Source organism: Collinsella sp. LCP19S3_B6, from assembly GCF_052121815.1.
In the GTDB taxonomy this organism is placed as follows: domain Bacteria; phylum Actinomycetota; class Coriobacteriia; order Coriobacteriales; family Coriobacteriaceae; genus Collinsella.
In genome coordinates, this window is sequence record NZ_JBQKDN010000001.1 from 32,243 (window position 1) to 55,854 (window position 23,612).

The following is a 23,612-nucleotide window of genomic DNA, read 5'->3' on the forward strand; positions in this document are numbered from 1 at the left end:
GGAGAGACAGTGGACGAGGAAGCAAGCATCATCCTGGAGGATGCCATCGCCTTTTGCCAGCGCGACGGCCAAGATGCACGCCTCATCAACATGTTGGGGCAATCGCGTGCCGTGAGCCTGACCGAGGACACCTTGACCATCGAGGCACCGTCGCGCTTTGCCATTGCGCAGCTCAAAAAGCACCAGCCGACTATCGAGCACTACCTAGAAGAGATTGCCTTTGCGCCGATCGCGCTCAACATCGTGGCCCCGCAGGGTCCCACGACAGGCGCCACGGGGGCGGCACCCGTCACTCCCCCTTTGACGACCGTCGCCCCCGTGGCGCCTCCGGAGACCAATGCGGGCGATGTTTCCCGTGAAACCATACCCCACGCAACAGCCGCGCCGGTAGCAACCGCCCCCAGCGTTTCACACATGCCCGTCGCGCACGACGCGGCGCCGGGCGAAGAACCGGGCGTCGCGATCAAAAACACGCTGTCGGCCGACGATTTCCGCCGCATGATGAATCAGATGAAGGGCGTGACACCCGCCAAGAGCGCAAAACCAGTCTCGACATCGCCTGTGAGCGTGCCTGCGGCTGCGGCGCCGGGCGAGCAGAACGCCGATGGCGCGCCCCTCGTGGCCAACTCAAAATTCACCTTCGAAAACTTTGTCTACGGCCCCGAAAACAGCCACGCCTATCGTTCGGCGCTTAAATTCGCCGCACTCGCAGACGAACGCGGTACTTGCACATCCCTGTTCATCTATGGCAAATCGGGATTAGGCAAGACCCACCTGCTGCTCGCTATCAAAAACGAGCTCGCCGAGAAGTCGCCCGAGATCAAAGTGAAATACGCCAACTCACAGGCATACATCGATGATCTGATGACAGAATTCGACCGCCAAAAGAAGAGTAACGCCCCCATCATGCAGGCATACCACGGCGTGGACGTGCTCATCATCGATGACATCCAAAACATCATCGGCAAGCGCGCGAGCGTAGACTACTTTTTCCAGCTCATGGACGAGTTTATCCGCAACAACAAGAAGGTCGTGATTGCCGCAGACCGTGCGCCCAAGGACCTGAACATGGACGAGCGTCTGACCAGCCGCTTTAACGCTGGCATGCTCTGCTTGGTAGCAGAGCCCAGCTACGAGATGAAGTACAAGATTCTGCAGCGCTATTACGAGAACACGATCGCGGCGGCGCCCGAGGCGGGCGACGACTCGCTGCTGGCGGCCTACGGTGGCGACAGCGGACATCTGACCGACGAGCACTTTAAACATATGGCGGAGGTATCAGGCACCAACATCCGTGAGCTCGAGAGTTTCTGCGAGCGCTGCGCCGGGGAGGCGGGCGACCGCGAGCGCGAGGGTAGCGAGCTGAGCTTCGACGACATCGATGCCATCGCCAGCCAGTACTTCGACACGTCGGCCAAAAAGATCAGCGTGCAGACAGTTCAGTCTGTTATCGAGGAGCAGTACGGCGTGACGCATGAGGAGCTCATTGGTCCGCGCCGCAATGCCAATATCGCCAAGGCGCGCCATATCGCCATCTACCTAGCGATCGAGATGTGCGAGATGACAACCACCGCCGTGGGTGCGGAGTTTGGCAACCGCAACCACTCGACCGTCAGCACGAGCTACAAAAAAGTCCAGAAGATGATCCAGGAAGACCGGACCGTGACCGAGGACCTCAAATCGCTACGAGACAAAATTACACTGCGCTCGTAGGGAAATAGGCACACCTGTTGAAAACTTGTCGAAACCGCGGGCATAAGGTGTCTAAAACCCAGCCCGCTCCGATGAAAAGTTTTGCGCAGGTTTTGAACGTGGAAAACGACCCCTGTTGCACACAGGGAACTGTCGATTCTCTTTTTGGGTTTGACCTGCATGTTTGGGAGTAATCAACAGTTTCGTCAGTACTATTACTACTATTAAGATATTTATATCTATAGAAAGGTATTAAAAGATGAAGTTTACCGTCAGCCAGAGCTCGCTTACGCAAGCAATCGGCGTCGTCATGAAGGGTGTCGCTTCGGCATCCACCCTCCCTATTCTGTCGGGCGTGCTCATCAAGGCACAAGACGGCATCTTGGAATTCCAGACCTCTAACTACACTATCTCGATTCGTCACCGCATCGCGGCACATGTGGAAGAGGAAGGTGAGATGGTAATCCCCTGCAAGATGCTCTCCAACATCACCAAGACCCTTCCCGATGCCCCAGTTACCTTTGAGCTTTCGGAGCGCCAGGTGCTGATCGGTTGCGAGAAGAGTTCCTTCCGCCTGAATACGCTCGATGCCAACGATTTCCCCGAGTTCCCGGCCTATGCCATCGAGAGCGCCGTTGAGCTCCCGACCGACATTCTGTCCGAGATGGTCAGCCGCGTGTGGCGCGTCACCTCGACCGACAAGGCCCGCCCCATCCTGGGCGGTGTGCATATGAGAGTCGAAAACAACACCGTGCGCCTGGTGGCGACCGACTCCTTCCGTCTGGCCGTGTGCGATACGCAGGTGGAGACCTCGACGCTCGAGGGCTCCTTTGAGCTCAACGTGCCGGCCGATGCCTTCAACGACGCCCTGAGCATCATGGCGAGCCAGGCGACCATTATGATCGGTGCCACCGACACCCAGGTTGTCTTTGAAGCCGGCAACACCACCTACGTGTCGCGCCGCATAGAGGGTGTGTATCCCAACTACAAGCAGCTCATCCCCGATTCGTGCGTAACGAGCGTCAAGATCGACGTGGCGGCTTTTAATGCCGCCCTCAAGCGCGTGGCGGTCATCGCGAGCGCCAACCCCGCCGTCAAGTTTGAAATCGATGTCGAGAACGGCCAGATGGGCCTGTCCTCCATCTCCAATGACCAGGATCTGGCGCAGGAGACGATCGATGTCGAGGCCGAGGGCGAGTCGGGTACCATTGCCTTTAACTACCACTACATCTTTGGCTGTCTCAACGCCCTGTCCAAGGAGAAGGAGATCACGCTGGAGCTCAAGAGCTACTCGCAGGCCGGCATCTTTAAGTCCTACGACAAGATCAACTATCTGTACCTGGTCATGCCGGTGCGCATCTAGCGGCGCCCTATGGCCATGTTCGCCCGCGATCTTTCCGTCGCGCGCTACCGCAGCTTCGATAGCTATCGCCTGGAACTGAGCGATGGCGTGACGGTGCTCGCGGGGCCCAACGCGGCGGGAAAGACCAACCTCATAGAGGCGCTGCAGCTGCTAACGAGCGGCGCCTCGTTTAGGCATTCCACTGCCGTCGAGCTTGTGCACGACGGCACGGGTTTGTGCAAGGCCGAGCTTAGGCTCGAGGGCGATGGCCGCGTGCTGGACATGGGCCTATGCGTGGAGGACGGTAAGCGTTCGTTTAGCCGCAACGGCAAGCGATGTGCCGCCTCTGGCGTGCGCGGCGTGCTGCCGAGTGTTTTGTTCTGCCCCGATCATCTGGATATGGTTAAGCGTGGTGCCAGCGTGCGTCGCGCCGCGCTCGACGACTTTGGCGTGCAGCTGAGCGCCCGCTATGCCGATCTGGCAAGCGCCTATGGCCGCTGCGTGACGCAGCGCAACGCCCTGCTCAAAGAGACATGGTGCTGTCGCGAGATGCTCGGTGCGTGGAATGAGTCGATTGCCCGCGCTGGATCGGCCCTGCTGGTGCACCGCTTGGCCCTGCTCGATCGCTTGTCCGCCCACGTGCGCAATGCCTACGGGCTGGTTGCGTCCGGGGAGGAGGCCGATGTGGCCTATGCGTCCACGTTGGGAGAGCTGCCCCAGACCGATGACCGCGAGGAGCTGAGGGGCTGGGCATACGAGCACATGCTCGCGGCGCTCGACGAGCGCGCCGACGAGGAAATCCGCCGCGGCGTGACACTCGTGGGTCCGCACCGCGACGAGATTGAGTTTTCGGTCGCCGGCCGCTCGGCTCGCTCGTTTGCCAGTCAGGGTCAGCAACGTACGTTGGTTCTGGCTTGGAAGGTGGCCGAGGTGGCCGTAGCCCGCGATATTCTGGGTACCGCCCCGCTGCTGCTTTTGGATGACGTGATGAGCGAGCTCGACGGCGATCGCCGCGCCGCTTTTTTGCAGCTGATCGGCGACGACATCCAGACAGTCATAACCACCACCAATTTGGGATACTTTACCGATGAGTTGCTTGATCGAGCCAAGGTGGTGAGCATGGGTGAGGCATGCTAATTACGAGCGTGAGAACGGCACGGCTGCCTTCAGTGACTTTTTGGGTGCCGAGCGCCAGCGCATCTTGGCGTCGGCTGCGCCCGAACGTCGTGCGCAAATGGAGGCCGCCGAGGAATCGCGTACGGTCTACCGTGCTTGGAACGCGGTGTGCTCGGGCACGCGCGAGGGCCGGCACGTGACGGGGCTGCGTTATCTTCCCGAGTCCAACGAGCTGCTGGTGTATCTCGATTCGCCCTCGTGGACACAGGAGATGACACTTTTGCGCGAGATAATCCGCGCACGCATGGAGCGTGCCGGCGCGCATGTGGATGGCCTGGTATTTAAGACGACCCGCCCCGGCCACACGCCGCCCGCGGCAAAAGAGCGCCTGCGCCCGGTCGCGCCCGAGCGCCCGCCCGCGCCGCATGCCGACCTGAATGAAGCCGAGCGCGCCGAGATCGAGCGCCAGGTGTCGCCCATCGAAGACCAAAAACTGCGTGAGGCCCTCCAGAACGCCATGAGGGCCAGTGCCGAGTGGGCCAAGGGCGTGCAAAGCAAAAAAGAGTCTTAAATCGCATCTGGTGGCCTTGTATAGGCAAATACCCTCGTCCCCGAGGGTATTTTTTACGATAAAATAGTAAGGCTATACAGATTTTCTTAACCGAAGGAGGACGTGTGGCAAACGAAAACGATTACGATGGCGGCGAAATTAAGATCCTCGAGGGTCTCGAAGCCGTCCGTAAGCGCCCGGGCATGTATATCGGCTCGACGAGCGCCAGCGGTCTGCACCACCTGGTGTGGGAGATCGTTGACAACTCCGTCGACGAGGCCATGGCCGGTTTCTGCACCGAGATTCAGGTGACGGTCCACGCCGACAACTCCATTACGGTCGTCGATAACGGGCGCGGCATCCCCGTCGACGAGCACCCTGTCAAAAAGATTCCGACGCTCGAGGTCGTCATGACGATCCTTCACGCCGGCGGTAAGTTCGATAACTCGGCCTATAAGGTTTCCGGCGGCCTGCACGGCGTGGGCATCTCCGTTGTCAACGCCCTGTCCAAGCGCGTGGTCGTGCAGGTGCGCCGCGACGGCAATATCTACGAGATGGAATTCTCGCGCGGCAAGACCGTCAAGAAGATGGAGGTCGTGGGCACCTCGGATTCGACGGGCACCACCGTCTCCTTCTGGCCCGACGACGAGATCTTCGAGACCTGCGTCTACGATTTCGATACACTGCACAATCGTCTGCAAGAGACGGCGTTTCTCAACAAGAACCTCAAGATCGTGCTGACTGACGAGCGCGAGGCGGCCCCCCGCGTGGAGGAGTTTTGCTACGAGGGCGGCATCATCGACTTCGTCAAGTTCCTCAACGACGGCAAGGACGTCCCCGAGGCCTTTAAGGAGCCCATCTACATTGAGGGCAAATCGGACCCGGATGCGCCCGTGGCCAAGATGGGCGAGGTCGAGGTGTCCCTGCAGTGGAACGCCGGTTATGGCGAGAACGTCATGTCGTTTGCCAACGACATCTACACCCCCGAGGGCGGCATGCACCTCGAGGGCTTCCGCACCGCCCTCACCCGCGTGATTAACGATTACGCCCGCAAACAGAACCTGCTTAAGGAGAAAGAGGCCAACCTGAGCGGTGACGACGTGCGCGAGGGTCTCTCGGCCGTCATCTCGGTCAAGCTGCCCGATCCGCAGTTTGAGGGCCAGACCAAGGCCAAGCTCGGTAGTTCCTACATGCGCACGCTTACGCTCAAGATCGTGACCGACGGTCTTGCCGACTACCTCGAGGAGCACCCCAAGCCCGCCCGCGAGATCGTCAAGAAGGCGCAGCAGGCCTGCAAGGCCCGCAACGCCGCCCGCAAGGCGCGCGAGGCGACCCGCCGCAAGAGCCTGCTCGAGACGGCGTCGCTGCCCGGCAAACTCGCCGACTGCTCGGTGCGCGATGCCGAGCTGACCGAGCTCTTCATCGTAGAGGGAGACTCGGCAGGCGGTTCGGCCAAGGACGGCCGCCGCCGAGACATCCAGGCGATTCTGCCCCTGCGCGGCAAGATTCTGAACGTCGAGCGCGTGGGTGACCATCGTGCGTTCTCGAGCGACACCATCCAGTCGCTGATCACCGCGATCGGTTGCGGCGTCACGACGAGCGCCGGCGACGGCGGCGACTTCGATATCACCAAGGCGCGCTACCACAAGATCATCATCATGACCGATGCAGATGTCGACGGTGCGCATATCCGCATCCTGCTGCTGACGTTCTTCTACAAGTACATGCGCCCGCTGATCGATGCCGGCTATGTCTATGTTGCCTGCCCGCCCATCTTTGGCATTAAGGTGCGCAACAAGATCCACTACGTGTATCCCAACGGCCGACAGCCCGAAGACGAGATTCTGCGCGACACCATTCAGAGCCTGGGCCTGAACCCCGACGACAACGACGAGGACGGCAAGGCCAAGGATGGCAAGATCACCAAGAAGCGCAAGGGCTATACCGTCCAGCGCTACAAGGGCCTGGGTGAGATGGACCCCAAGCAGCTTGCCTCGACGACGATGGACCCCAAGACCCGCATTTTGCAGCGCGTGACGATCGAGGATGCCGTGGTGGCGGACCGTGCCGTACGCGAGCTCATGGGTTCCGAGGTGGGCTATCGCCGCGAGTACATTGAAAAGCATGCGCATGATGCACGCTTCTTAGATGCCTAACCTGTTCGGCTTTCCCAGCCACCGCACCTTCGCCCTCAATCGTCGGTTGCGTATCCAAGTACGCTTCCCTCCTCTTTCGGGCGAATCTGCGGCACCTGGAAAAGCCGTCTCCGTGGTAGGGAACTAATGGACCACGCAAACCATGAGGAGGTAACGTGGCAGACGATATCAACAACAACGAGGGTATGGACGCGGCCGGCGACGCCGGTATGCCCGATGATCTGAAGCGCCTGCTCGCCCGCGCCGAGCAGGGCGAGGATGGCGATCCGGATTCCTACAACCCCGATGTCGAGGATGAAGAGGAAGAGGACGACGACGCCGAGCTCGAGGAGAGCTTTGGCGCGGTCGATCGCGGTGCCTCGGCCGGCGAGGACATCAACGGCGGCCAGCTCCAGATTTCGGAGTTTGGCCGCGAGATGAAGCAGTCGTTTATCGAATACTCGATGTCGGTCATTACGGCACGCGCCCTGCCGGACGTGCGCGACGGCTTAAAGCCGGTGCACCGCCGCATCCTGTACGCCATGAACGAGAGCGGCATCTACCCCAACCGCCCGCACAAGAAGTCGGCCTGGACGGTCGGCGAAGTTATCGGTAAGTACCACCCCCACGGCGACTCCGCGGTCTATGAGACCATGGTTCGTCTGGCGCAGTGGTTCTCCATGCGCACGCCGCTTATCGACGGCCACGGCAACTTTGGCAACATCGACGGCGACGGTGCCGCAGCTATGCGTTACACCGAGAGCCGTCTGGCAAAGCCCGCCATGGAACTGCTCCGCGACCTGCAGAAGGATACCGTCGACTGGCAGCCCAACTACGACGAGTCGCTCGCCGAGCCCGTGGTACTGCCCGCACGCTTCCCCAACCTGCTGGTTAACGGCAGCCAAGGCATCGCTGTAGGCATGGCCACCAATATCGCCCCGCATAATCTCACCGAGGCGATCGAGGCCACCTGCTACCTGATCGACAACCCCGACGCCACCGTCGACGAGCTCATGCAGATTATGCCCGGCCCGGACTTTCCCACTGGTGCCATCATCATGGGTAGCGCCGGCATTAGGCAGAGCTACGAGACCGGCCGCGGTTCCATCACCGTGCGTGCCAAGGCCCATGTGGAGTCCACCAAGACCGGCCGCAGCCGCCTGGTCTTTACCGAGATTCCCTACATGGTCAACAAGGGCACCCTGCAGGAGAAAATCGCCCAGCTCGTAAACGACAAGCGCATCGAGGGCATCTCGGATATGCGCGACGAGTCCAACCAAAAGGGCATCCGTCTGGTCATTGAGCTCAAGAAGGGCGTTATCCCGCAGGTCGTACTTAACAACCTGTATAAGTACACCTCGCTGCAGACCACCTTTGGTGCCAACAATCTGGCGCTCGTCAATGGCGTTCCTAAATGCCTGAGCCTGCGCGAGATGCTGCAGCACTACATCGACCACCAGGTTGACGTAGTCACCCGCCGCACCCACTTTGACCTTAAAAAGGCCAAGGCCCGTGCACATATCCTTGAGGGCTACCTTATGGCCCTCGACCATATCGACGAGGTCATTAGCATCATCCGCTCCTCGCAGACCGATTCCGAGGCCAGTAGCCGCCTGATCGAGCGTTTTGGCTTTACGCCCGAGCAGACCACGGCCATCCTCGAGATGAAGCTGCGTCGCCTGACCGGCCTGGAGCGCGACAAGATCCAGGAAGAGCTGGACGGCCTGCGCCGTGCTATCGCCTACTACGAGGACCTGCTGACGCACGAGGAGAAGATTCTGGGCGTCATCAAGGAAGAGATGCGCGAGATCTCCAAGAAGTTTGGCGACAAGCGCCGTACCGAGATCAGCCAGGTCGAGAAGGATCTGGACGTCGAGGACCTCATCGCCGACGAGGACATGGTCGTGACCATCACCCACACCGGCTATGTGAAGCGTATCCCGGTGGCCGCTTACCGCGCCCAGAAGCGCGGCGGCAAGGGCGTGTCGGGCGTCAACCTTAAAGAGGACGACGTTATCGACGAGATGTTTATCGCGTCCACCCACGAGTATGTGCTGTTCTTCTCGAGCAAGGGCAAGGTCTACCGTCTGAAGGTGCACGAGCTGCCGGTTGGTACGCGCCAGGCGCGCGGCACCGCAATCGTCAACCTGCTTCCCTTTGAGGAAGGCGAGAAGATCGCGAGCGTCATTAGCTGTCGTAAGTTCCCCGCCGATGAGTACCTGATGTTTGCCACCAAGAACGGCATGGTCAAGAAGACCGTGATGAGCGCCTATGATCGCAGCCGCCGCGATGGCCTAATCGCCATCAACCTGAGGGACGACGACGCGCTGCTCGCCGTGCGCCGCGTACGCGAGGGCGACAAGATCATCATGGCCACCACTGCGGGCAAGGCGATCATGTTCCCCGAGGACCAGGTTCGCGCTACCGGCCGCGACACCAGCGGTGTCCGCGGCATTGGCATGAAGGACGGCGTGAGTGTCCTGGGCATGGAGGTCACCAACGGCGAGGGCGACCTGTTTGTCATTACCGAGTGCGGCTACGGCAAGCGCACGCCGGTCTCGGATTATCCGGAGCAAAACCGCGGCGGCCAGGGTGTCTACACCATCCAAATGACCGAGCGCAAGGGCAACCTTGCGGCCATGAAGGCGGTCGGCCCGCAGCATGAGCTGTTTATCGTGACGGAGGGCGCGACGGTCATTCGCGTCAAGACCGACGAGATCAGCCAGACCGGTCGAACCACGCAGGGTGTCAAGATGATGACCGTAAGCGATGACGACCGCGTGTGCGCCGTTGCCCGCATGACGGCCGCCGAAGAGAAGCCCGAGGGCGAAAGTGCCGAGACCGCAGACGTCACCGAAGAGGCCCCAGTCGACCCAGGCGACGGCAACGACATACCAGAGGATCTCCTAGACGAGTAAGAGGCCCTAGCTGGTAAAAATCATCAGACCCCATATATCGGCGGTCGGCGCACTGCGCGCCGACCGCTTTTTTGACAATCTTTGAACCCCACGCCGGCCCCGGCTGCCCGGCGGCATGCGAAGTCGATCGCGAGTTCCGCATGAGCCGGAGAGCACTTAATGTGCTCTCCGTGCGAGCAGGACTGTCCGAGCAGGCGACTTCGCATGCCGCCGGGCAGCCGGGGCCGACACCCTTCAAAGATTTTCAAAAAAGTTGTTGACGCGCGCGTAACGACTCGTCTAATATATCCCTTGCGCGATGGACCTGTAGCTCAGTTGGTTAGAGCGTCCGGCTGATAACCGGGAGGTCACAAGTTCGAATCTTGTCAGGTCCACCACTTTCTTTCGCAATAAACACCCCAGCGAGAGCCGAGTCGCCGCTGGGGTGTTTATTACTGTCTCCGTGGGGGTTTAGCTCAGCTGGGAGAGCGCGGGCTTTGCAAGCCTGAGGTCAGGGGTTCGATCCCCCTAACCTCCACCATGATGGACCTGTAGCTCAGTTGGTTAGAGCGTCCGGCTGATAACCGGGAGGTCACAAGTTCGAATCTTGTCAGGTCCACCATCTAAAACGTAAAGAGCCCCGAGTTATTGCCTCGGGGCTCTTTTCTTACCTATCCAATAAGTTTTTGTGTGCGGTGCGAAAGTTTGGGTAGTATAGCTATTCAATGCGGCGGAGCTGCCGCGCATGCCAATCACAACGTACCGGAGGTGTTCCATGGTTCGTGTCGACATAGAGACCATCGTCATGGCCGCCGGTCCCGTGCCATCGCTGATCGTCTTGCGCGAGCGTTGCCGTAAGTCGGATTCGTCCGCGCCGCTGCGCTCTCTTTCCATCCAGACCGGTTCCTACGAGGCAGCGGCCATCAGCCGCGGTATCGATACCGGCCGCACCGATCGCCCCATCACCCACGATCTTTTGCTCGATACCATCGAAGTGGTGGGAGCAAAGATCGAGCGTATCGAGATCGTGCGCGCCGAGCCGCCGGTGTTCTACGCGACGGTCATCGTGCACACCGATAGGGGCGAGCATATGCTTGACGCGCGACCGAGCGACGCTATCGCCCTTGCCGTGCGCAGCAATGCCCCCATGTTTGTGGAGGACGACATCATGAATCGCTTGGGCACCGTCTCTCCGCTTGCCGACGAGGTTGACGACGAGAGTGAGTTCGAGAAGTTTGACGAGTTTGTCCACACGCTCTCGCCCGATGATTTCTAAATGTCGGTTGAGCACGATGTACGGCGAGCGCTGATGGGCACCAGTGTGTCGACCGAAGCAGCCGCTATCGCGCGTGAGGCCCATATGCGCGCCGAGGCATTTGAGGCCGCGCGCATTGCGTATGTGACGCAGGCTCGCACCCTTCGCGAGCGCCGTGACTCCTATATCAAGATGGTTGTTGTCTCCGCGCTTGCCGCGGTAATCTTGTCGCGGCTTCGTGGTACAGTTGGTGCGCTTGGGTTTTCGATTTCGACGGGCCTGGTGATCTGGGGCGTGGTCGATGCGGTAATGCTGACCAGCCAGATCAAGGTGCTCGACAAGCGCGCGGCGGATATGGTTCGCGCCCGTGACGCTGCCGCCAGAATCGCGGCCGAGGCACAGGAGTTATAACGACGCCGAATGCGATGGGAAGGTCAAAAGATGGCACAGGATATGCAGGACGCCGGTAACGTCTCCGCCGAGCTCGACGCCATGGTGTGCGATCTGATCGGTGCGTTTTTGGATGACCTTGCCGCCGGTGAAAACCCGGGCGTTGTCGTGGCGATCGAGGATGCCGCCTCCAACCGCTATCTTGCGGCTCTCGACGAGGACGGTGAGGAGGCATGCCTGGAGGCTGCCACCAACTTTATCTCCGAGCACAAGATGGGTCTCAAGGACGAAGGCCTGGGCCGCATCGCCCGCTATGCCATCGGCTACACCGGCTGTGTGGAGATCGAGGGCGGATATCACGACGCTTTGCTCGTTAGCTTCTTCGAGACCACGCTCGAGAGCGGTTTTTCGGCATATGTGCTGTACGAGGGCATGGGCGCCGGCGATGGTTTTATGTGGAGCGACCCTGAACCTGCAGGTGAGGAAACCCCTCTCATCTAGAATCGCTAAAATAAACGAGTTTTTCGGTAAAAGGCTCAATATTCCCGCCGAGCGTTGTGTTGCTGGACGGGTCGCATACGCGTGCCGTTTGTATATAGATAGAAGATAGGGGAACCACATGCGCGTAGACAATCTGAGGAACATCGCCATTATCGCCCACGTCGACCACGGTAAGACGACGATGGTTGACAAGCTCCTGCGTGCCACGGACGCCTTCCGTGCCAACCAGCAGGTCGAGGATCGCGTCCTGGACTCCAACGACCAGGAGCGCGAGCGCGGCATCACGATTCTCGCCAAGAACATCTCTATCGAGTACAAGGACGTTAAGATCAACGTCATCGACACCCCGGGCCACGCCGACTTTGGCGGTGAGGTCGAGCGCGTGCTGCGCATGGCCGACGGCGCCCTGCTGCTGGTCGACGCCTTTGAGGGCCCCATGCCCCAGACCCGCTTTGTCCTACGTCACGCCATCGACACCGGCCTTAAGATCATGATCGTCATCAACAAGATCGACCGTCCGGGCGCCAACCCCGAGAAGGCCTATAACGACTGTCTGGACCTTATGGCCGACCTGGGCGCCACCGACGACCAGCTCGAGTTTGCCATGGAGCACGTGGTCTATGCCAGCGCCATGAATGGCTTTGCCCGCCTTGACCCCAACGACGGCAACATGGACATGTACCCGCTGCTCGACATGATCATCGACGACATGCCCGCGCCCGAGGTTGACGAGACCGCGCCGCTCGCTATGCAGTGCGTGACCATCGACCACTCCAACTTTGTCGGCCGCATCGGCATTGGCCGTGTGTACTCCGGCACCATTCGCCAGGGCGATCAGATCCTGGTCGTCAAGAACGACGGTTCCAGCGCCACCGCTACCGTCAAGCAGCTCTTTACCTTCGACTACCTGGGCCGCACCGAGTGCCAGGAAGTCGGCGCCGGCGACATTGCCGCCGTCGTGGGTATCGAGCGCACCGACATCGGCGATGTCTACACCGATCCCGAGAACCCCGTCGAGCTCGAGCCTATCGAGATCGATCCGCCGACCCTGTCCATCGTCTTCGAGGCTTCGACCTCTCCGCTCGTCGGCCGCGATGGCGATATTGTGGGCGCCCGTCAGCTCAAGGAACGCCTGTTCAATGAGGCCGAGAACAATGTGACCATGAAGATTGAGGAGCTCGAGGACAAGAGCGGCGTCGAGGTCTCGGGCCGCGGCATTCTGCACCTGTCCGTCCTGATGGAGTCCATGCGTCGCGAGGGCTTTGAGTTCCAGGTCGGCCGTCCCCGCGTTCTGTTTAAGAAGGATGAGAACGGCAACAAGATGGAGCCAGTCGAGCAGGCCGTCGTCGAGTGCCCGGACGAGTACTCGGGCAAGGTCGTCGAGGTCTTTGGCACCTCTGGCGGCATTATGACCAGCATGGACACCTCGGGCATCGTGACGCACCTTGAGTTTAAGATCCCGACCCGCGGCATCATGGGCCTTAAGAACCGCATCATGAACGTCACTCACGGCGAGGGCGTGTTCTATCACACCTTCCTGGAGTACGGTCCTTACGCCGGCGAGATCGGCAACCGTCAGAACGGCGCCATGATCTCCATGACCACCGAGAAGGCCGTTGCCTACGCTCTGGGCACGCTGCAGGAGCGCGGCCAGCTGTTTGTTGAGCCGGGTGTCGAGTGCTACGAGGGCATGATCGTGGGCGAGCGCAGCAAGGCCGGCGACATGGTCGTCAACATCGCCCGTACCAAGAACCTGGGCAACCAGCGTTCCTCGACCTCCGATATCTCCGTGCAGCTGGTGCCGCCTCGCACCTTCTCGCTGGAGGAGGCGCTGGAGTACATCGCCGATGACGAACTGGTGGAGATCACCCCCAAGAACATCCGTCTGCGCAAGCGTCTGCTCAACGCCACCGATCGCAAGAAGGCTGCCGTTCGCGCCGGTCAGGTCAACAAATAAGCGCTGAGCTCTGTAGCATTCACAAGAAAGGGCGTCGACCATCGCGGCCGGCGCCCTTTTTGTACCACCACAAAGAGGAAGGGCACCTTTGCGGTGGTTGGCGGTTAGGCGGAGGGAAGGCCCGGGGTGTTGGGGGCCTGTTGCGGTTTGACGTGGGCGCTGCGCCAGATGATCTGAATGAGATAGCCCAGCATAAAGACGAAGGCTACGCCGCTGATAAAGTTGCCCATAAGGGGAAGTGCTGTAAGGGCGCCGGCGATGGCGCCGCCCACGGCGGCCATGGCGTAGCGGTTCTGGCTGTGCCCGACCATGCGTGCGACCGCGGTGCCCGCAAAGGCCGCAGAGACCAGGGCGATGCCGATGACGCCGCACATCAGGGCTCCGGCGAGCGACAGGCCGGCAATAGAGATGATGAGCAGCAAGATGGCGGGAACGGCGGCTACCGTGCCCAAAAGACCGCTCACCCACAGCGGGGCGGGGTGCTGGTGAAGCATGCCGGCCGCGCTGGCTGTTGCACGCGGAAAGACGAGCTCAAGGAGAATCGCGACAAAGCAGGTGGAAAGAGCTGCGGCAACGATGCCGCCGATGACGTCGTTGATGGTGGAGGTATCCTCGTTCTCGGTGCGGTCGATCTTGAGGGCCCCCACTTTGGCGCCGTCGGCGCGTTCGGGGTCCTGTGAGACATGAGCGTTTACGGTACCGGTGATGTTGGCGTTTTTGCCGAGCACCAGCTTGTCGGCCCAGACCTCAACATCGCCATCGACAGTGCCGTCGATGGTTACCGTACTGCCCGCGAGCGCTGCCGACTTGGCGGAGCCGCGCAGGGCAACCGTCTCACCTGCGGCATAGAAGCAATTGGCGGTACTGCCGGAGTTAAGTACGACGTGCTGAGCGGCAACTGTCACGCTTCCATCAATGGTGGTCTTGGCGATATCGATGGTGCGCGCCGCCAGGCGAACGGCGCCGCCTACGGTGCAGTCGCGAATCGACAGGCTTTCGCCGGCGGCGATGATATCGCGGTCGATGGACGCGTCATCCAGGCTAAGGCTTTGACCGGCCCAGTACAGATCGCCCCCGACGCCGGATGGACTGGAATCCCCGTCGGACACGAAAACATTGCCCGCGGTGTCGGTGCCGGCGAATGCCATGGAAGGCAGCGCGGTAAACGCCAGCGCGATAAGCGCGAAGGCCATAATGAGGTGTCCGCGCATGTTGTGACGTTGTGCCGCCGCGGGTTGGTTGTGAGGCATGGTGAATCCTTTGCTTGGTGATTTGCATACGCCCAATATGGTACCCATTGCGCCTTCGCTCTAAAAGAAACTCGCGGTTGCAGTATTCTGCATGGGCAATTGCCTACGTAAGGCGTCGTGGGATATCGGGCCTGCGGCCGGTTGTAGATAGGCTGTCACCTTGCGATGGGCCGGGCCGTGCTATCTATTTTTTACGATGTAGGAAACGCGCGATATCGTCCTCGGTGGGGCTTTTGATGTCAAAGCGCAGCGAGAGCCAGCGCAGGCCCATGGTCACTGCGACGCAAACGACCAGCGCGACGACATTGCTGACCAAGCCGCTCATGACAAGGCAAACATAGCTTGCCGATCCAGCGATAGCCGCGATGGCATAGAAGTTGGTGCGCTGGAAAATACCCGGCACCACGCCCATAAAACCATCGCGCAGCATGCCGCCGCCTACCGCGGTAAAAAAGCCCATCATGATGCACACGACCGGTGCAAATCCGTACACGAGCGCCTTATCTGCGCCGGTTGCCGCATAAATACCCACCGAGATGATGTCGAGCAGGGGGATGAGCTTGTCGGGCTTGTCGACGATGGCAGGGAAGATGTAGATGATGGCCGCCGTGGCGATGGACAGCGGAAGCGCCATGGGCTGGTTAAGGATGTAGACGTTGCCCACCTGGAGCGTCATATCGCGCAAAAGACCGCCGCCCAGACCGCAGACCACGGCGAGCGCGACGGCGCCCACCAGATCGAGTTTGTGCTCGCGCGCAACCAGTACACCCGAAATCGACGCCGCGACGACAGCGAACATCTCGAGCCAAAACGGGATGGCAACCATGGCATCCGAGGCGTGTGCGGTAACGATTACAGTGGCGATGACGGGCAAGGTGGGTTCCTTTGGGTAGTTGGATTGGAAAATGCCCGTACATAGTACATGGTTGTGGGAGGTCGTGACCCCATTGCTCGGTAAACGGTCGGAACTGGGCGCGGTCACAGGTTCCAAACATGTACATCAGCATCCAAAAACGACATTTTTTTGACATCTTTGGAGGGTGATGTACATGTTTGGAGATCTGGGTTGGTGTTGAACGCCCTGGCGGGTTCGAACCCCTCCTCCGTCGCCGTATTTGTTTGTAAGGGAATCAAAACAAAAAAGCTCCCTTTGTTGGGAGCTTTCTCAACCAAAATGGCGGAGGAGGAGGGATTCGAACCCTCGTGACCTTATACAGGCCAAACGGTTTTCGAGACCGCCGCATTCAACCACTCTGCCACCCCTCCGCGTGGGGTAAAAACAAAGCAGGCACAAAGGCCTGCTTTGGAATTAACTGGCGGAGAGTCAGGGATTTGAACCCTGGAGACGCTTTTGACGCCTACACGATTTCCAATCGTGCTCCTTCGGCCACTCGGACAACTCTCCGTTAAATGCGAAAGTCAGTATACACGAGGAATCGCAAAGTGCAAACCAAAAACTTGGCATTTTTTAAATTGCATCGCTCCGTCGTTTGCCCAACCGTGCCGAAACCAATCGATGATCTGCGTAATCTGACCAGGCGAACTGTTCAAATGAGGTAGTTACGGACGGTCGGGAATCAAGTTTAATAATTCAAAATGTCGCGTTGTACCGCTGGTATGCATTTTGCGACCGCAGCCATGCTGCGAGCGACTTGCGGTTATCTGGCAGAAAGTCGGTATGTACCCGCCCTTGTCCTCAAATCCGTCAAGCTCTTGGACAGCATTTGGTTGGAATACGCAAGAAAGGCCGTGCGAGTATGGGCATATGTGGAGGTCATGAGGTTGTAGCTGCATATTCTTGCAGCCTGGGAGGTTGAAAGATACTATTACCAAGTCTTTTCCTGCTTCAGGCGCACCTTCACGACCTGAAGCCACATTTGTCCAGAGGAGGTGACAATATGAAGGCTTATGAACTGCTGTTCTTTGTTGACCCGTCGCTCGACCCCGAGACTCGTCTCGCTGTTATGAAGCGTATCGATACCACGATCGCTGAGGGCGCTGGCAAGGTCGACTCCGTTGACGAGTGGGGCAAGCGCAAGCTCGCCTACGAGATCAACGACCTCACCGATGGTGACTACACCCTCATCAACTTCCATGCAGATCCTACCCAGATCGCCGAGCTTGATCGCGTCCTGCGCATCACCGACGCTGTGGTCCGCCACATGATCGTCCGTCGCGACGACCAGGAGTAAGACTGTCGTTTTGGACTGGGCTTGTGCCCCAAGAGGAAGTAGTGAGTAATGAGCATCAATCGAGTGAACATCACCGGTAACCTCACCCGCGATCCCGAGCTGCGCGCCACTGCCGGCGGAACCCAGGTTCTGTCCTTTGGCGTCGCCGTGAACGATCGCCGCCGCAATGCGCAGACTGGCGAGTGGGAGGACTATCCCAACTTTGTCGACTGCACTATGTTCGGCACCCGCGCCGAGGCCGTGAGCCGTTTCCTGGCAAAGGGAAACAAGGTCGCGATCGAGGGCAAGCTGCGCTACAGCTCTTGGGAGCGCGACGGTCAGCGCAGGAGCAAGCTTGAGGTCATCGTCGATGAGATCGAGTTTATGAGCTCCCGTGGTGGCCAGGGTGGCTACGATCAGGGCGGTTACGCCCCCGCAGCTCCCGCGCCCGCAGCGCGTCCTGCCGCACCGGTGGCTACGCCGCCCGCGGTCGACGTCTACGATGAGGACATCCCGTTTTAAGGGTTGTTCACCTATTTTTGAGTGAGAGGCGGCTTCGGTTCGCCGAAGTTGCCAAATGAAAGGTATTTTGACATGGCTAATGATTTTTCTGCACGTCAGCCGCGTCGTAAGTACTGCCAGTTCTGCAAGGAGAACACTGAGTTCATCGACTATAAGGACACTCAGCTTCTCCGTAAGTACATGACCGACCGTGGCAAGATCAAGCCCCGTCGCGTCACTGGCGCTTGCACGCAGCATCAGCATGACATCGCCAACGCCATCAAGCGTGCCCGCGAGATGGCTCTCCTGCCGTACACCGTCCCCGTGGTTTCCTCTCGTGGCAACCGCGACCGCGGCTAAGAAGGGAGACGCATCATGAAGGTTATTCTTCTCGATGAGATCAAGGGCAAGGGCGGCGAGGGTGACGTCGTAGAGGTCGCTCAGGGTTACGCTGAGAACTTCCTGTTCCCCAAGAAGCTCGCTGTTGCCGCCACCAAGGGCAACCTCAAGCAACTTGACGAGCGTCGCAACAACATCGCCAAGCGCGAGGCCGTCCGTCTGGCTACCGCCAACGAGACCAAGGCTGCCCTCGAGGGCAAGCAGGTCACCGTTGACGTCAAGGTCGGCGACGAGGGCATCCTCTTTGGCTCCGTCACCGCCGCTATGATCGCTGACGCCATCAAGGATCAGCTCGGTATGGACATCGACCGCAAGCGCGTCGAGCTCGGTAAGCCCATCAAGGTTGCCGGTGCCCACACCGTTGCCATCTCGCTGTACCGCGAGATCAAGGCCGAGGTTGTCGTTCTCGTCGGCGTTACCGCCGAGGAGCTCGCTGCCGAGGCTGAGGTCGAGGAGGCCGCTGAGGTCGCCGAGGCCGAGACCGCCGAGGCCGAGACCGAGGCTGCTGCCGAGTAGCATTTGCTGCAACGCAACAATCTTGTTCTAAGAAGGGCGCTCTGGGAGACCGGGGCGCCCTTTTATTTTTTGCGCTGAGTGGGTGTCACGTCATACATGGAGATGTAGTCCCACATAAGCGTTGTGTTAGACCGCTTTGGATAAGTGTCCTATGCACAGTACACGCAGCAGGACCCCCAATTGCGACAATTCCATCATCAGGAAAGATGGAGGTTGCAATGGAAGACGTGCTCACCCAGCTGACGAGGCAGTTCCTCCCGCAGATGACGGCTGCCGAGAAGAGCAGGGCCCTGAGATCGCTCAAGGCGCTGATAGACGCGGAGCTTTTCGAACTCGCGGCAAGCGAGGGGGCGGAAGACGATCCCGACAGAGCCTGCCCCTGGTGCGGCTCCCCGCATTACGTGAAGAGGGGGCGAGACGGGCGCGGCCGTCAGCGGTTCCTCTGCCGAGGGTGCGCCAGGACCTTCACCGACGCCACCATGCGCATCTTCTCCACCACCAAGCTCGACAGGTCGGCCTGGATGAGGTTCGCGGTGTGCCACGTGGACATGCTCCCGCTGCGCGAGTCGGCGGAAAAGTGCGGCGTGTGCCTCAAGACGGCGTTCTTCATGCGCCACAGGCTGCTCGAGGCCATGGCCAAGCGCATGCCCGCCTTCCGCGTGGAGGCCGGCGGCGGGGCCGAGCTCGACGAGTGCTTCTTCAGGGAGAGCTTCAAGGGGAACCGCTCCAGGTCGGAGTCCGGCATGCCCAGGAAGCCCCGCACAAGGTCGCAGGGAACCGACGGGCACGAGAAGATATGCGTGCTCACCGGCATCAACGACGCCGGCGACATCTTCTACGAGATCGCGGGGAGGGGCGGCCTCGACGAGGCGGCAGCCAGGGAGCTGCTCGCCGACAAGCTCGCGGTCGGCGCGATAATCTCGACGGACCGTGCGCACGTGTACCGCCGCGTCCTGCCCGCCCTCGGCGTCGGCGCGCACATCGCCAGCAAGAGGGAGGAGCACGCCATCAACAGGGTGAACAGCCTCCACTCCCAGATGAGGCACTTCATCGGCAGGTTCCGGGGCGTCTCCACGAGACGCCCCGAGAACTACCTCGCCTGGTTCAAGTGGACATGGTGCTTCAAGGTCCGCAGGAGCGCGGACGAGCTCGCCGAGCTCATAGTGAGGCAGGCAGCCCGCGGCACGTACGAGAAGACCTGGCGCCAGTACAAGGTGACCCCCTATCCGTTCTACGAGTACTGGATCAAGCAGGCGAAATGGGACTCGCGTGCGCGGAGGGCCATATACGGCGTGGCGTGATGTCCAGGGCGGTCTGGCGCAGCGCATCTGCGGCAAGCGCTGAAGTCGTGCCCCGATGCAAATAGCAACAGCTAGCGATATTCTTCGGGAACGTCGAAACCGTACTCACGGCATAGGAGCATGACATCGTGGGCGTCGTGCTCGTCATGCTGATAGCCCAAGTGAAACAACAGCTGGCTTTCGGGGTCGATGCACGACACCTCCACCTCGCCGATGCGCCCCCTCCCCGAAAAGACCTCCCCGGGAAAACGATCTCCCTGATACAGAATATCGCCATTCTCGGCGAAATCGAAGCAATGCAGGTCGACGATGCGCCCCGCCTCGTCTTGCCACACCGTGTGATCTTCGGTGGTGAAAGATGCAGCCACCTCGGAAAACCCCTCATCAGCAATTAGATCCACGAACCTTTGGTAATCCCCGCGCTGAACGAACAGGTCGATGTCGTTATGAGCCCTGGTCTCACGCCCGACAAGCGCATCGACGCCCCAGCCGCCATCAAGATATACGCCAATGCCCGCACCTGCGGAAAGGCCGATTATCCAACACGCATCATCCTTGGTGACCATAGGAGCTCCTTCGCTTTCGCCTGCTATTTAAGCAAGAAAGATTATAGGAAAAATCCCAGTATCCAAAGTGGTCTAACACAACGCACATAAGGGACCGTTCATCCGTTTGGTTCGGTGATGATTGTTAAGGCGCGCCTCGATTTAAAGCTGTGGCTGATACTATGGATGCTCGCAAGCGATATGAATGAGGATGCTCATGGCATATGACGATAGGGAGACATGGCTGACGGTCGAGGACCGCGGCTCCAAGTTGGGTCTCCCCCAAAACCAAGATGCAGAGGCCAACGTACTGGCCGCCATGCTGCTATCGCCCGAAGTGGTCGAAGAAGCCCAGGTCGAGCTGCAGCCCGATGATTTCTACCGGCCTATTCATAAGACCATCTATACCGCGATGGTCGATATGTACAACAGCCGCATCCCCATCGACTCCATCTCGCTGATCGATTACCTGCGAAGCATCAACAAGCTCGATGCCGTGGGCGGCGAGGCGTACATTTTGGAGCTGATGGGTCAGACCCTGTCGCTCGTCAACTGGCAGCACCATGCCGCCATCGTTCGTCGCGACTCGATGCTGCGTGAGCTGATTGGCGCCACCAACGAGATTAACGCGCTGGCCTACAACGCCCCCACCGATACCAAAGAGGTCGTTGAGCTGGCCGAGAGCAAGCTGCTCAAGGTTACGGCGCGTGAGGTTAAGTCGAGCTACAAGACACTGACCGAGTTTATGGTCGAGGCCTATAACGAGGCCGAGGAAGTGTGCCAGGCCGGTGGCCAGGCAGCGGGCGTTCCCACGGGATTCCCGTCACTCGACCGCATGCTTATGGGCTTCCGCGAGGGCCAGCTCATCATTATCGGCGCCCGCCCCGCCGTGGGTAAGACCTCGTTCGCTCTAAACCTGGCGCTCAATGCCGCCGCTGCGGGCTACACCGTCGGCTTTTTCTCGCTGGAGATGTCGGGCAAGGAAATTGCCCAGCGCCTGATTTGCGCCTACGCCATGATTTCGATCAGTGATTTTCGCATGGGTCGCATTAGCCCCGAGCAGTGGGCCAATATCAACGAGGCCACGCAGACCTTGTCCAAGCTCGATATTCTGATTGACGATACGCCCGGCACCACGGTGACCGAGATTCGCGCCAAGAGCCGCCGCATGCTCCACAACAAGGAGAAGGCCATCATTATCTTGGACTACCTGCAGCTGGTGAGTCCTCCGCCGGGACGCCGTTCCGAGAGCCGCACCGTCGAGGTCTCCGAGATGTCGCGTGGCTTAAAGATTATGGCCAAGGAACTCAAGATTCCGCTGATCGCGCTGTCTCAGCTGTCGCGTCAGGTCGAATCCCGTACCGGCAAGCGCCCGCAGCTTTCCGACCTGCGCGAATCGGGCTCCATCGAGCAGGACGCCGATATCGTCATGTTCTTGGACCGTTCCGCCGACGAGGCTGAGGCCTCGCGCGACGACCGACCCGACGAGGGCGTCACGCGTATTGTCGTGGCCAAGAACCGTTCGGGCCCGATCGGCGACGTCGACCTGATGTTCCTGCCGGCATCCACCAAGTTCTATGAGCTTGATGGGGTGCATACCGAGGAGTAGGACAGGCGCCCGTTGCACGGGTATACTGGGAATGTTTTGTGCTTCTGCCCGCCGTGTGGCGCGCAGACAGTCCATGTATGTAAGGAGTAAACATGCCGTCAACCGTTTTGGTCGGTGCCCAGTGGGGCGATGAGGGCAAGGGTAAGATCTGCGACCTGATCGCCGGCGACTTCGATGCCGTCGTGCGCTATTCGGGCGGCAACAACGCCGGGCACACCATCGTTGTCAACGGCAAGAAGTACGGCCTGCACCAGGTGCCCTCCGGCATCATGTACGCCGACCACGTGTCGGTGATTGGCAACGGCTGCGTCGTCAACCCCAAGGTTGTCCTTGAGGAGATCGACATGTTCGAGGCCGATGGCATCACCACCAAGAACCTCAAGATCAGCGGCAACGCACACGTGATCATGCCGTATCACGTCGACCTGGACGGCGCCTTTGAGCAGAGGCTCGGCAAGAAGAGTATCGGTACCACCAAGCGCGGCATTGGCCCGTGCTATCAGGACAAGATGGCCCGTATTGGCCTTCGTATGCAGGACATGCTGGATGAGGGGCTCTTCCGCGACAAGCTGGAAACCGCTCTTGCCCGCGTGAATCCCGAGCTCGAGCTGCTTTACGGCCTGCCCACCTACACCGTGGACCAGATCTGTGAAGAGTACCTGCCCATGGCCGAGCGCCTGCGCCCGTACATCACCGAGACGAGCCTGCTGCTCAACAACATGATCGATGAGGGCAAGACCCTGCTCTTTGAGGGCGCCCAGGCAACATTGCTCGATATCGACCACGGCACCTATCCGTTTGTCACATCTTCTAACTGCACCGCCGGCGGCGCGATCACCGGTTCTGGTGTTGGCATGAAAAACGTCGACCGCGTGCTGGGCGTCATGAAGGCCTACATCACCCGCGTCGGTGCAGGCCCCATGCCCACCGAGCTTTCCTACGAGTCCGAGGCCGGCCATACGCTGACCGAGGAGGGCTATGAGTACGGCGTGACCACCGGTCGCCGTCGTCGCTGCGGCTGGTTTGACGGTCCCATCGCCAACTACGCCTCGCGCGTCAACGGTCTTACCGACATCGCCCTGACCAAGCTCGACGTGCTTTCGGTCTTCGACACCATTAAGGTGTGCGTGGCCTATGACGTCGATGGCGAGCGCTACACCAGCGTGCCCGAGCACCAGGTGCGCTTTGAGCATGCCAAGCCCATCTACGAGGAGCTTCCTGGCTGGAAGTGCGATATCACCGGCTGCCGCAGCTTTGAGGAGCTGCCGCAAGAGGCTCAGGACTACGTGGCATTTGTCGAGGATCTGGCGCACACGCGCGTGACGTTTGTCGGTGTTGGCGCCGGTCGCGAGCAGATCATCAACCGATTCTGGAAGTAATCGGCGTTATTTGGTTATTGCGATATACCCCTTCGCAGCCCGGACGGGCGGCCGAGGGGTATATTTGCTTGTAATGGGCCCGCATGGTTGACGGGCCGTTAATCCA

General features: G+C 60.0%; 20 protein-coding genes and 5 tRNA genes. 20 read left to right on the forward strand and 5 right to left on the reverse strand.

Going from position 1 to position 23,612, the window contains the following annotated elements; translation table 11 throughout:
• Nucleotides 1-9: 9 nt before the first annotated feature.
• From ACTQWD_RS00150 to typA, 13 genes are all read left to right on the forward strand, one after another.
• Nucleotides 10-1,713 (forward strand): DnaA ATPase domain-containing protein, encoded by a 1,704-nt coding sequence (locus ACTQWD_RS00150; RefSeq protein ID WP_441558991.1) that lies wholly within the window; start codon nt 10-12, stop codon nt 1,711-1,713.
• A gap of 238 nt (nt 1,714-1,951) precedes the next feature.
• Nucleotides 1,952-3,055, forward strand: a complete 1,104-nt coding sequence (dnaN, locus tag ACTQWD_RS00155) for a DNA polymerase III subunit beta (protein WP_427748154.1) — start codon at nt 1,952-1,954, stop codon at nt 3,053-3,055.
• Between the two features lie 9 nt (nt 3,056-3,064).
• Nucleotides 3,065-4,171 carry a DNA replication/repair protein RecF gene (recF, locus tag ACTQWD_RS00160; protein ID WP_441558992.1) on the forward strand — a complete coding sequence of 369 codons (1,107 nt, stop codon included), beginning with the start codon at nt 3,065-3,067 and terminating at the stop codon, nt 4,169-4,171.
• Nucleotides 4,158-4,721, forward strand: coding sequence for a DciA family protein (locus ACTQWD_RS00165; protein WP_441558993.1), 564 nt, complete (start codon nt 4,158-4,160; stop codon nt 4,719-4,721). The genes recF and ACTQWD_RS00165 overlap by 14 nt, the downstream gene beginning before the upstream one ends.
• Before the next feature lie 104 nt (nt 4,722-4,825).
• Nucleotides 4,826-6,856, forward strand: coding sequence for a DNA topoisomerase (ATP-hydrolyzing) subunit B (gyrB, locus tag ACTQWD_RS00170; protein WP_427748157.1), 2,031 nt, complete (start codon nt 4,826-4,828; stop codon nt 6,854-6,856).
• A gap of 185 nt (nt 6,857-7,041) precedes the next feature.
• Nucleotides 7,042-9,753 (forward strand): DNA gyrase subunit A, encoded by a 2,712-nt coding sequence (gene gyrA, locus ACTQWD_RS00175; protein WP_441559057.1) that lies wholly within the window; start codon nt 7,042-7,044, stop codon nt 9,751-9,753.
• A gap of 300 nt (nt 9,754-10,053) precedes the next feature.
• Nucleotides 10,054-10,130 (forward strand) — tRNA-Ile (locus tag ACTQWD_RS00180).
• A gap of 67 nt (nt 10,131-10,197) precedes the next feature.
• Nucleotides 10,198-10,273: transfer RNA gene (locus tag ACTQWD_RS00185), tRNA-Ala, on the forward strand.
• A gap of 4 nt (nt 10,274-10,277) precedes the next feature.
• Nucleotides 10,278-10,354: transfer RNA gene (locus ACTQWD_RS00190), tRNA-Ile, on the forward strand.
• A gap of 153 nt (nt 10,355-10,507) precedes the next feature.
• Nucleotides 10,508-11,008, forward strand: coding sequence for a bifunctional nuclease family protein (locus tag ACTQWD_RS00195; RefSeq protein ID WP_441558994.1), 501 nt, complete (start codon nt 10,508-10,510; stop codon nt 11,006-11,008).
• 45 nt (nt 11,009-11,053) lie between these two features.
• A complete protein-coding gene (locus ACTQWD_RS00200) occupies nt 11,054-11,398 on the forward strand; it encodes a hypothetical protein (RefSeq protein WP_441558995.1) in 345 nt (114 codons plus the stop codon).
• A 30-nt stretch (nt 11,399-11,428) separates the two neighbouring features.
• Entirely contained in the window at nt 11,429-11,878 is a 450-nt protein-coding gene (locus ACTQWD_RS00205) for a hypothetical protein (RefSeq protein ID WP_154516767.1), read from the forward strand.
• 118 nt (nt 11,879-11,996) lie between these two features.
• On the forward strand, nt 11,997-13,835 hold the full coding sequence (typA, locus tag ACTQWD_RS00210) for a translational GTPase TypA (protein WP_154516764.1): 1,839 nt from the start codon (nt 11,997-11,999) through the stop codon (nt 13,833-13,835).
• A gap of 104 nt (nt 13,836-13,939) precedes the next feature.
• On the opposite strand, the gene ACTQWD_RS00215 is transcribed toward typA, so the two are convergent.
• From ACTQWD_RS00215 to ACTQWD_RS00230, 4 genes are all read right to left on the reverse strand, one after another.
• Nucleotides 13,940-15,085 (reverse strand): polymer-forming cytoskeletal protein, encoded by a 1,146-nt coding sequence (locus tag ACTQWD_RS00215; RefSeq protein ID WP_441558996.1) that lies wholly within the window; start codon nt 15,083-15,085, stop codon nt 13,940-13,942.
• Between the two features lie 184 nt (nt 15,086-15,269).
• Nucleotides 15,270-15,959: a trimeric intracellular cation channel family protein gene (locus tag ACTQWD_RS00220; RefSeq protein ID WP_229770653.1), complete on the reverse strand. Its 690-nt coding sequence runs from the start codon at nt 15,957-15,959 to the stop codon at nt 15,270-15,272.
• Nucleotides 15,960-16,260: 301 nt separating this feature from the next.
• Nucleotides 16,261-16,351: transfer RNA gene (locus ACTQWD_RS00225), tRNA-Ser, on the reverse strand.
• A gap of 48 nt (nt 16,352-16,399) precedes the next feature.
• Nucleotides 16,400-16,490, reverse strand: a tRNA-Ser gene (locus ACTQWD_RS00230).
• A gap of 493 nt (nt 16,491-16,983) precedes the next feature.
• Here ACTQWD_RS00230 and rpsF point away from each other — a divergent pair.
• The 5 genes from rpsF to ACTQWD_RS00255 all read left to right on the forward strand — a co-directional run bounded on the left by rpsF (nt 16,984) and on the right by ACTQWD_RS00255 (nt 19,973).
• Nucleotides 16,984-17,277 carry a 30S ribosomal protein S6 gene (gene rpsF, locus ACTQWD_RS00235; protein ID WP_006235831.1) on the forward strand — a complete coding sequence of 98 codons (294 nt, stop codon included), beginning with the start codon at nt 16,984-16,986 and terminating at the stop codon, nt 17,275-17,277.
• A 48-nt stretch (nt 17,278-17,325) separates the two neighbouring features.
• Nucleotides 17,326-17,778, forward strand: a complete 453-nt coding sequence (locus ACTQWD_RS00240) for a single-stranded DNA-binding protein (protein ID WP_006235830.1) — start codon at nt 17,326-17,328, stop codon at nt 17,776-17,778.
• A gap of 72 nt (nt 17,779-17,850) precedes the next feature.
• Entirely contained in the window at nt 17,851-18,117 is a 267-nt protein-coding gene (rpsR, locus tag ACTQWD_RS00245) for a 30S ribosomal protein S18 (RefSeq protein WP_006235829.1), read from the forward strand.
• Between the two features lie 15 nt (nt 18,118-18,132).
• Nucleotides 18,133-18,672: a 50S ribosomal protein L9 gene (gene rplI / locus ACTQWD_RS00250; protein WP_441054660.1), complete on the forward strand. Its 540-nt coding sequence runs from the start codon at nt 18,133-18,135 to the stop codon at nt 18,670-18,672.
• Nucleotides 18,673-18,890: 218 nt separating this feature from the next.
• Entirely contained in the window at nt 18,891-19,973 is a 1,083-nt protein-coding gene (locus ACTQWD_RS00255; RefSeq protein WP_441054658.1) for an IS1595 family transposase, read from the forward strand.
• A 71-nt stretch (nt 19,974-20,044) separates the two neighbouring features.
• Here the strand turns inward: ACTQWD_RS00255 and ACTQWD_RS00260 are convergent, their stop codons facing one another.
• Entirely contained in the window at nt 20,045-20,539 is a 495-nt protein-coding gene (locus ACTQWD_RS00260; RefSeq protein WP_117635919.1) for a nucleotidyltransferase domain-containing protein, read from the reverse strand.
• A gap of 190 nt (nt 20,540-20,729) precedes the next feature.
• On the opposite strand from ACTQWD_RS00260, the gene dnaB reads away from it, so the two are divergent.
• Nucleotides 20,730-22,127: a replicative DNA helicase gene (gene dnaB / locus ACTQWD_RS00265; protein WP_427718155.1), complete on the forward strand. Its 1,398-nt coding sequence runs from the start codon at nt 20,730-20,732 to the stop codon at nt 22,125-22,127.
• A 92-nt stretch (nt 22,128-22,219) separates the two neighbouring features.
• Nucleotides 22,220-23,506: an adenylosuccinate synthase gene (locus tag ACTQWD_RS00270; protein WP_441054656.1), complete on the forward strand. Its 1,287-nt coding sequence runs from the start codon at nt 22,220-22,222 to the stop codon at nt 23,504-23,506.
• Nucleotides 23,507-23,612 lie beyond the last annotated feature (106 nt).

Excerpts from the sequence above, each read along its gene's own strand:
- dnaN (WP_427748154.1), top strand. The coding sequence starts at position 1,952 with ATGAAGTTTACCGTCAGCCAGAGCTCGCTTACGCAAGCAATCGGCGTC.
- recF (WP_441558992.1), top strand. The coding sequence starts at position 3,065 with ATGGCCATGTTCGCCCGCGATCTTTCCGTCGCGCGCTACCGCAGCTTC.
- gyrA (WP_441559057.1), top strand. The coding sequence starts at position 7,042 with ATGGACGCGGCCGGCGACGCCGGTATGCCCGATGATCTGAAGCGCCTG.
- ACTQWD_RS00195 (WP_441558994.1), top strand. The coding sequence starts at position 10,508 with ATGGTTCGTGTCGACATAGAGACCATCGTCATGGCCGCCGGTCCCGTG.
- ACTQWD_RS00205 (WP_154516767.1), top strand. The coding sequence starts at position 11,429 with ATGGCACAGGATATGCAGGACGCCGGTAACGTCTCCGCCGAGCTCGAC.
- typA (WP_154516764.1), top strand. The coding sequence starts at position 11,997 with ATGCGCGTAGACAATCTGAGGAACATCGCCATTATCGCCCACGTCGAC.
- ACTQWD_RS00215 (WP_441558996.1), bottom strand. The coding sequence starts at position 15,085 with ATGCCTCACAACCAACCCGCGGCGGCACAACGTCACAACATGCGCGGA.
- rpsF (WP_006235831.1), top strand. The coding sequence starts at position 16,984 with ATGAAGGCTTATGAACTGCTGTTCTTTGTTGACCCGTCGCTCGACCCC.
- ACTQWD_RS00240 (WP_006235830.1), top strand. The coding sequence starts at position 17,326 with ATGAGCATCAATCGAGTGAACATCACCGGTAACCTCACCCGCGATCCC.
- rpsR (WP_006235829.1), top strand. The coding sequence starts at position 17,851 with ATGGCTAATGATTTTTCTGCACGTCAGCCGCGTCGTAAGTACTGCCAG.
- rplI (WP_441054660.1), top strand. The coding sequence starts at position 18,133 with ATGAAGGTTATTCTTCTCGATGAGATCAAGGGCAAGGGCGGCGAGGGT.
- ACTQWD_RS00255 (WP_441054658.1), top strand. The coding sequence starts at position 18,891 with ATGGAAGACGTGCTCACCCAGCTGACGAGGCAGTTCCTCCCGCAGATG.
- ACTQWD_RS00260 (WP_117635919.1), bottom strand. The coding sequence starts at position 20,539 with ATGGTCACCAAGGATGATGCGTGTTGGATAATCGGCCTTTCCGCAGGT.
- dnaB (WP_427718155.1), top strand. The coding sequence starts at position 20,730 with ATGCTCATGGCATATGACGATAGGGAGACATGGCTGACGGTCGAGGAC.
- ACTQWD_RS00270 (WP_441054656.1), top strand. The coding sequence starts at position 22,220 with ATGCCGTCAACCGTTTTGGTCGGTGCCCAGTGGGGCGATGAGGGCAAG.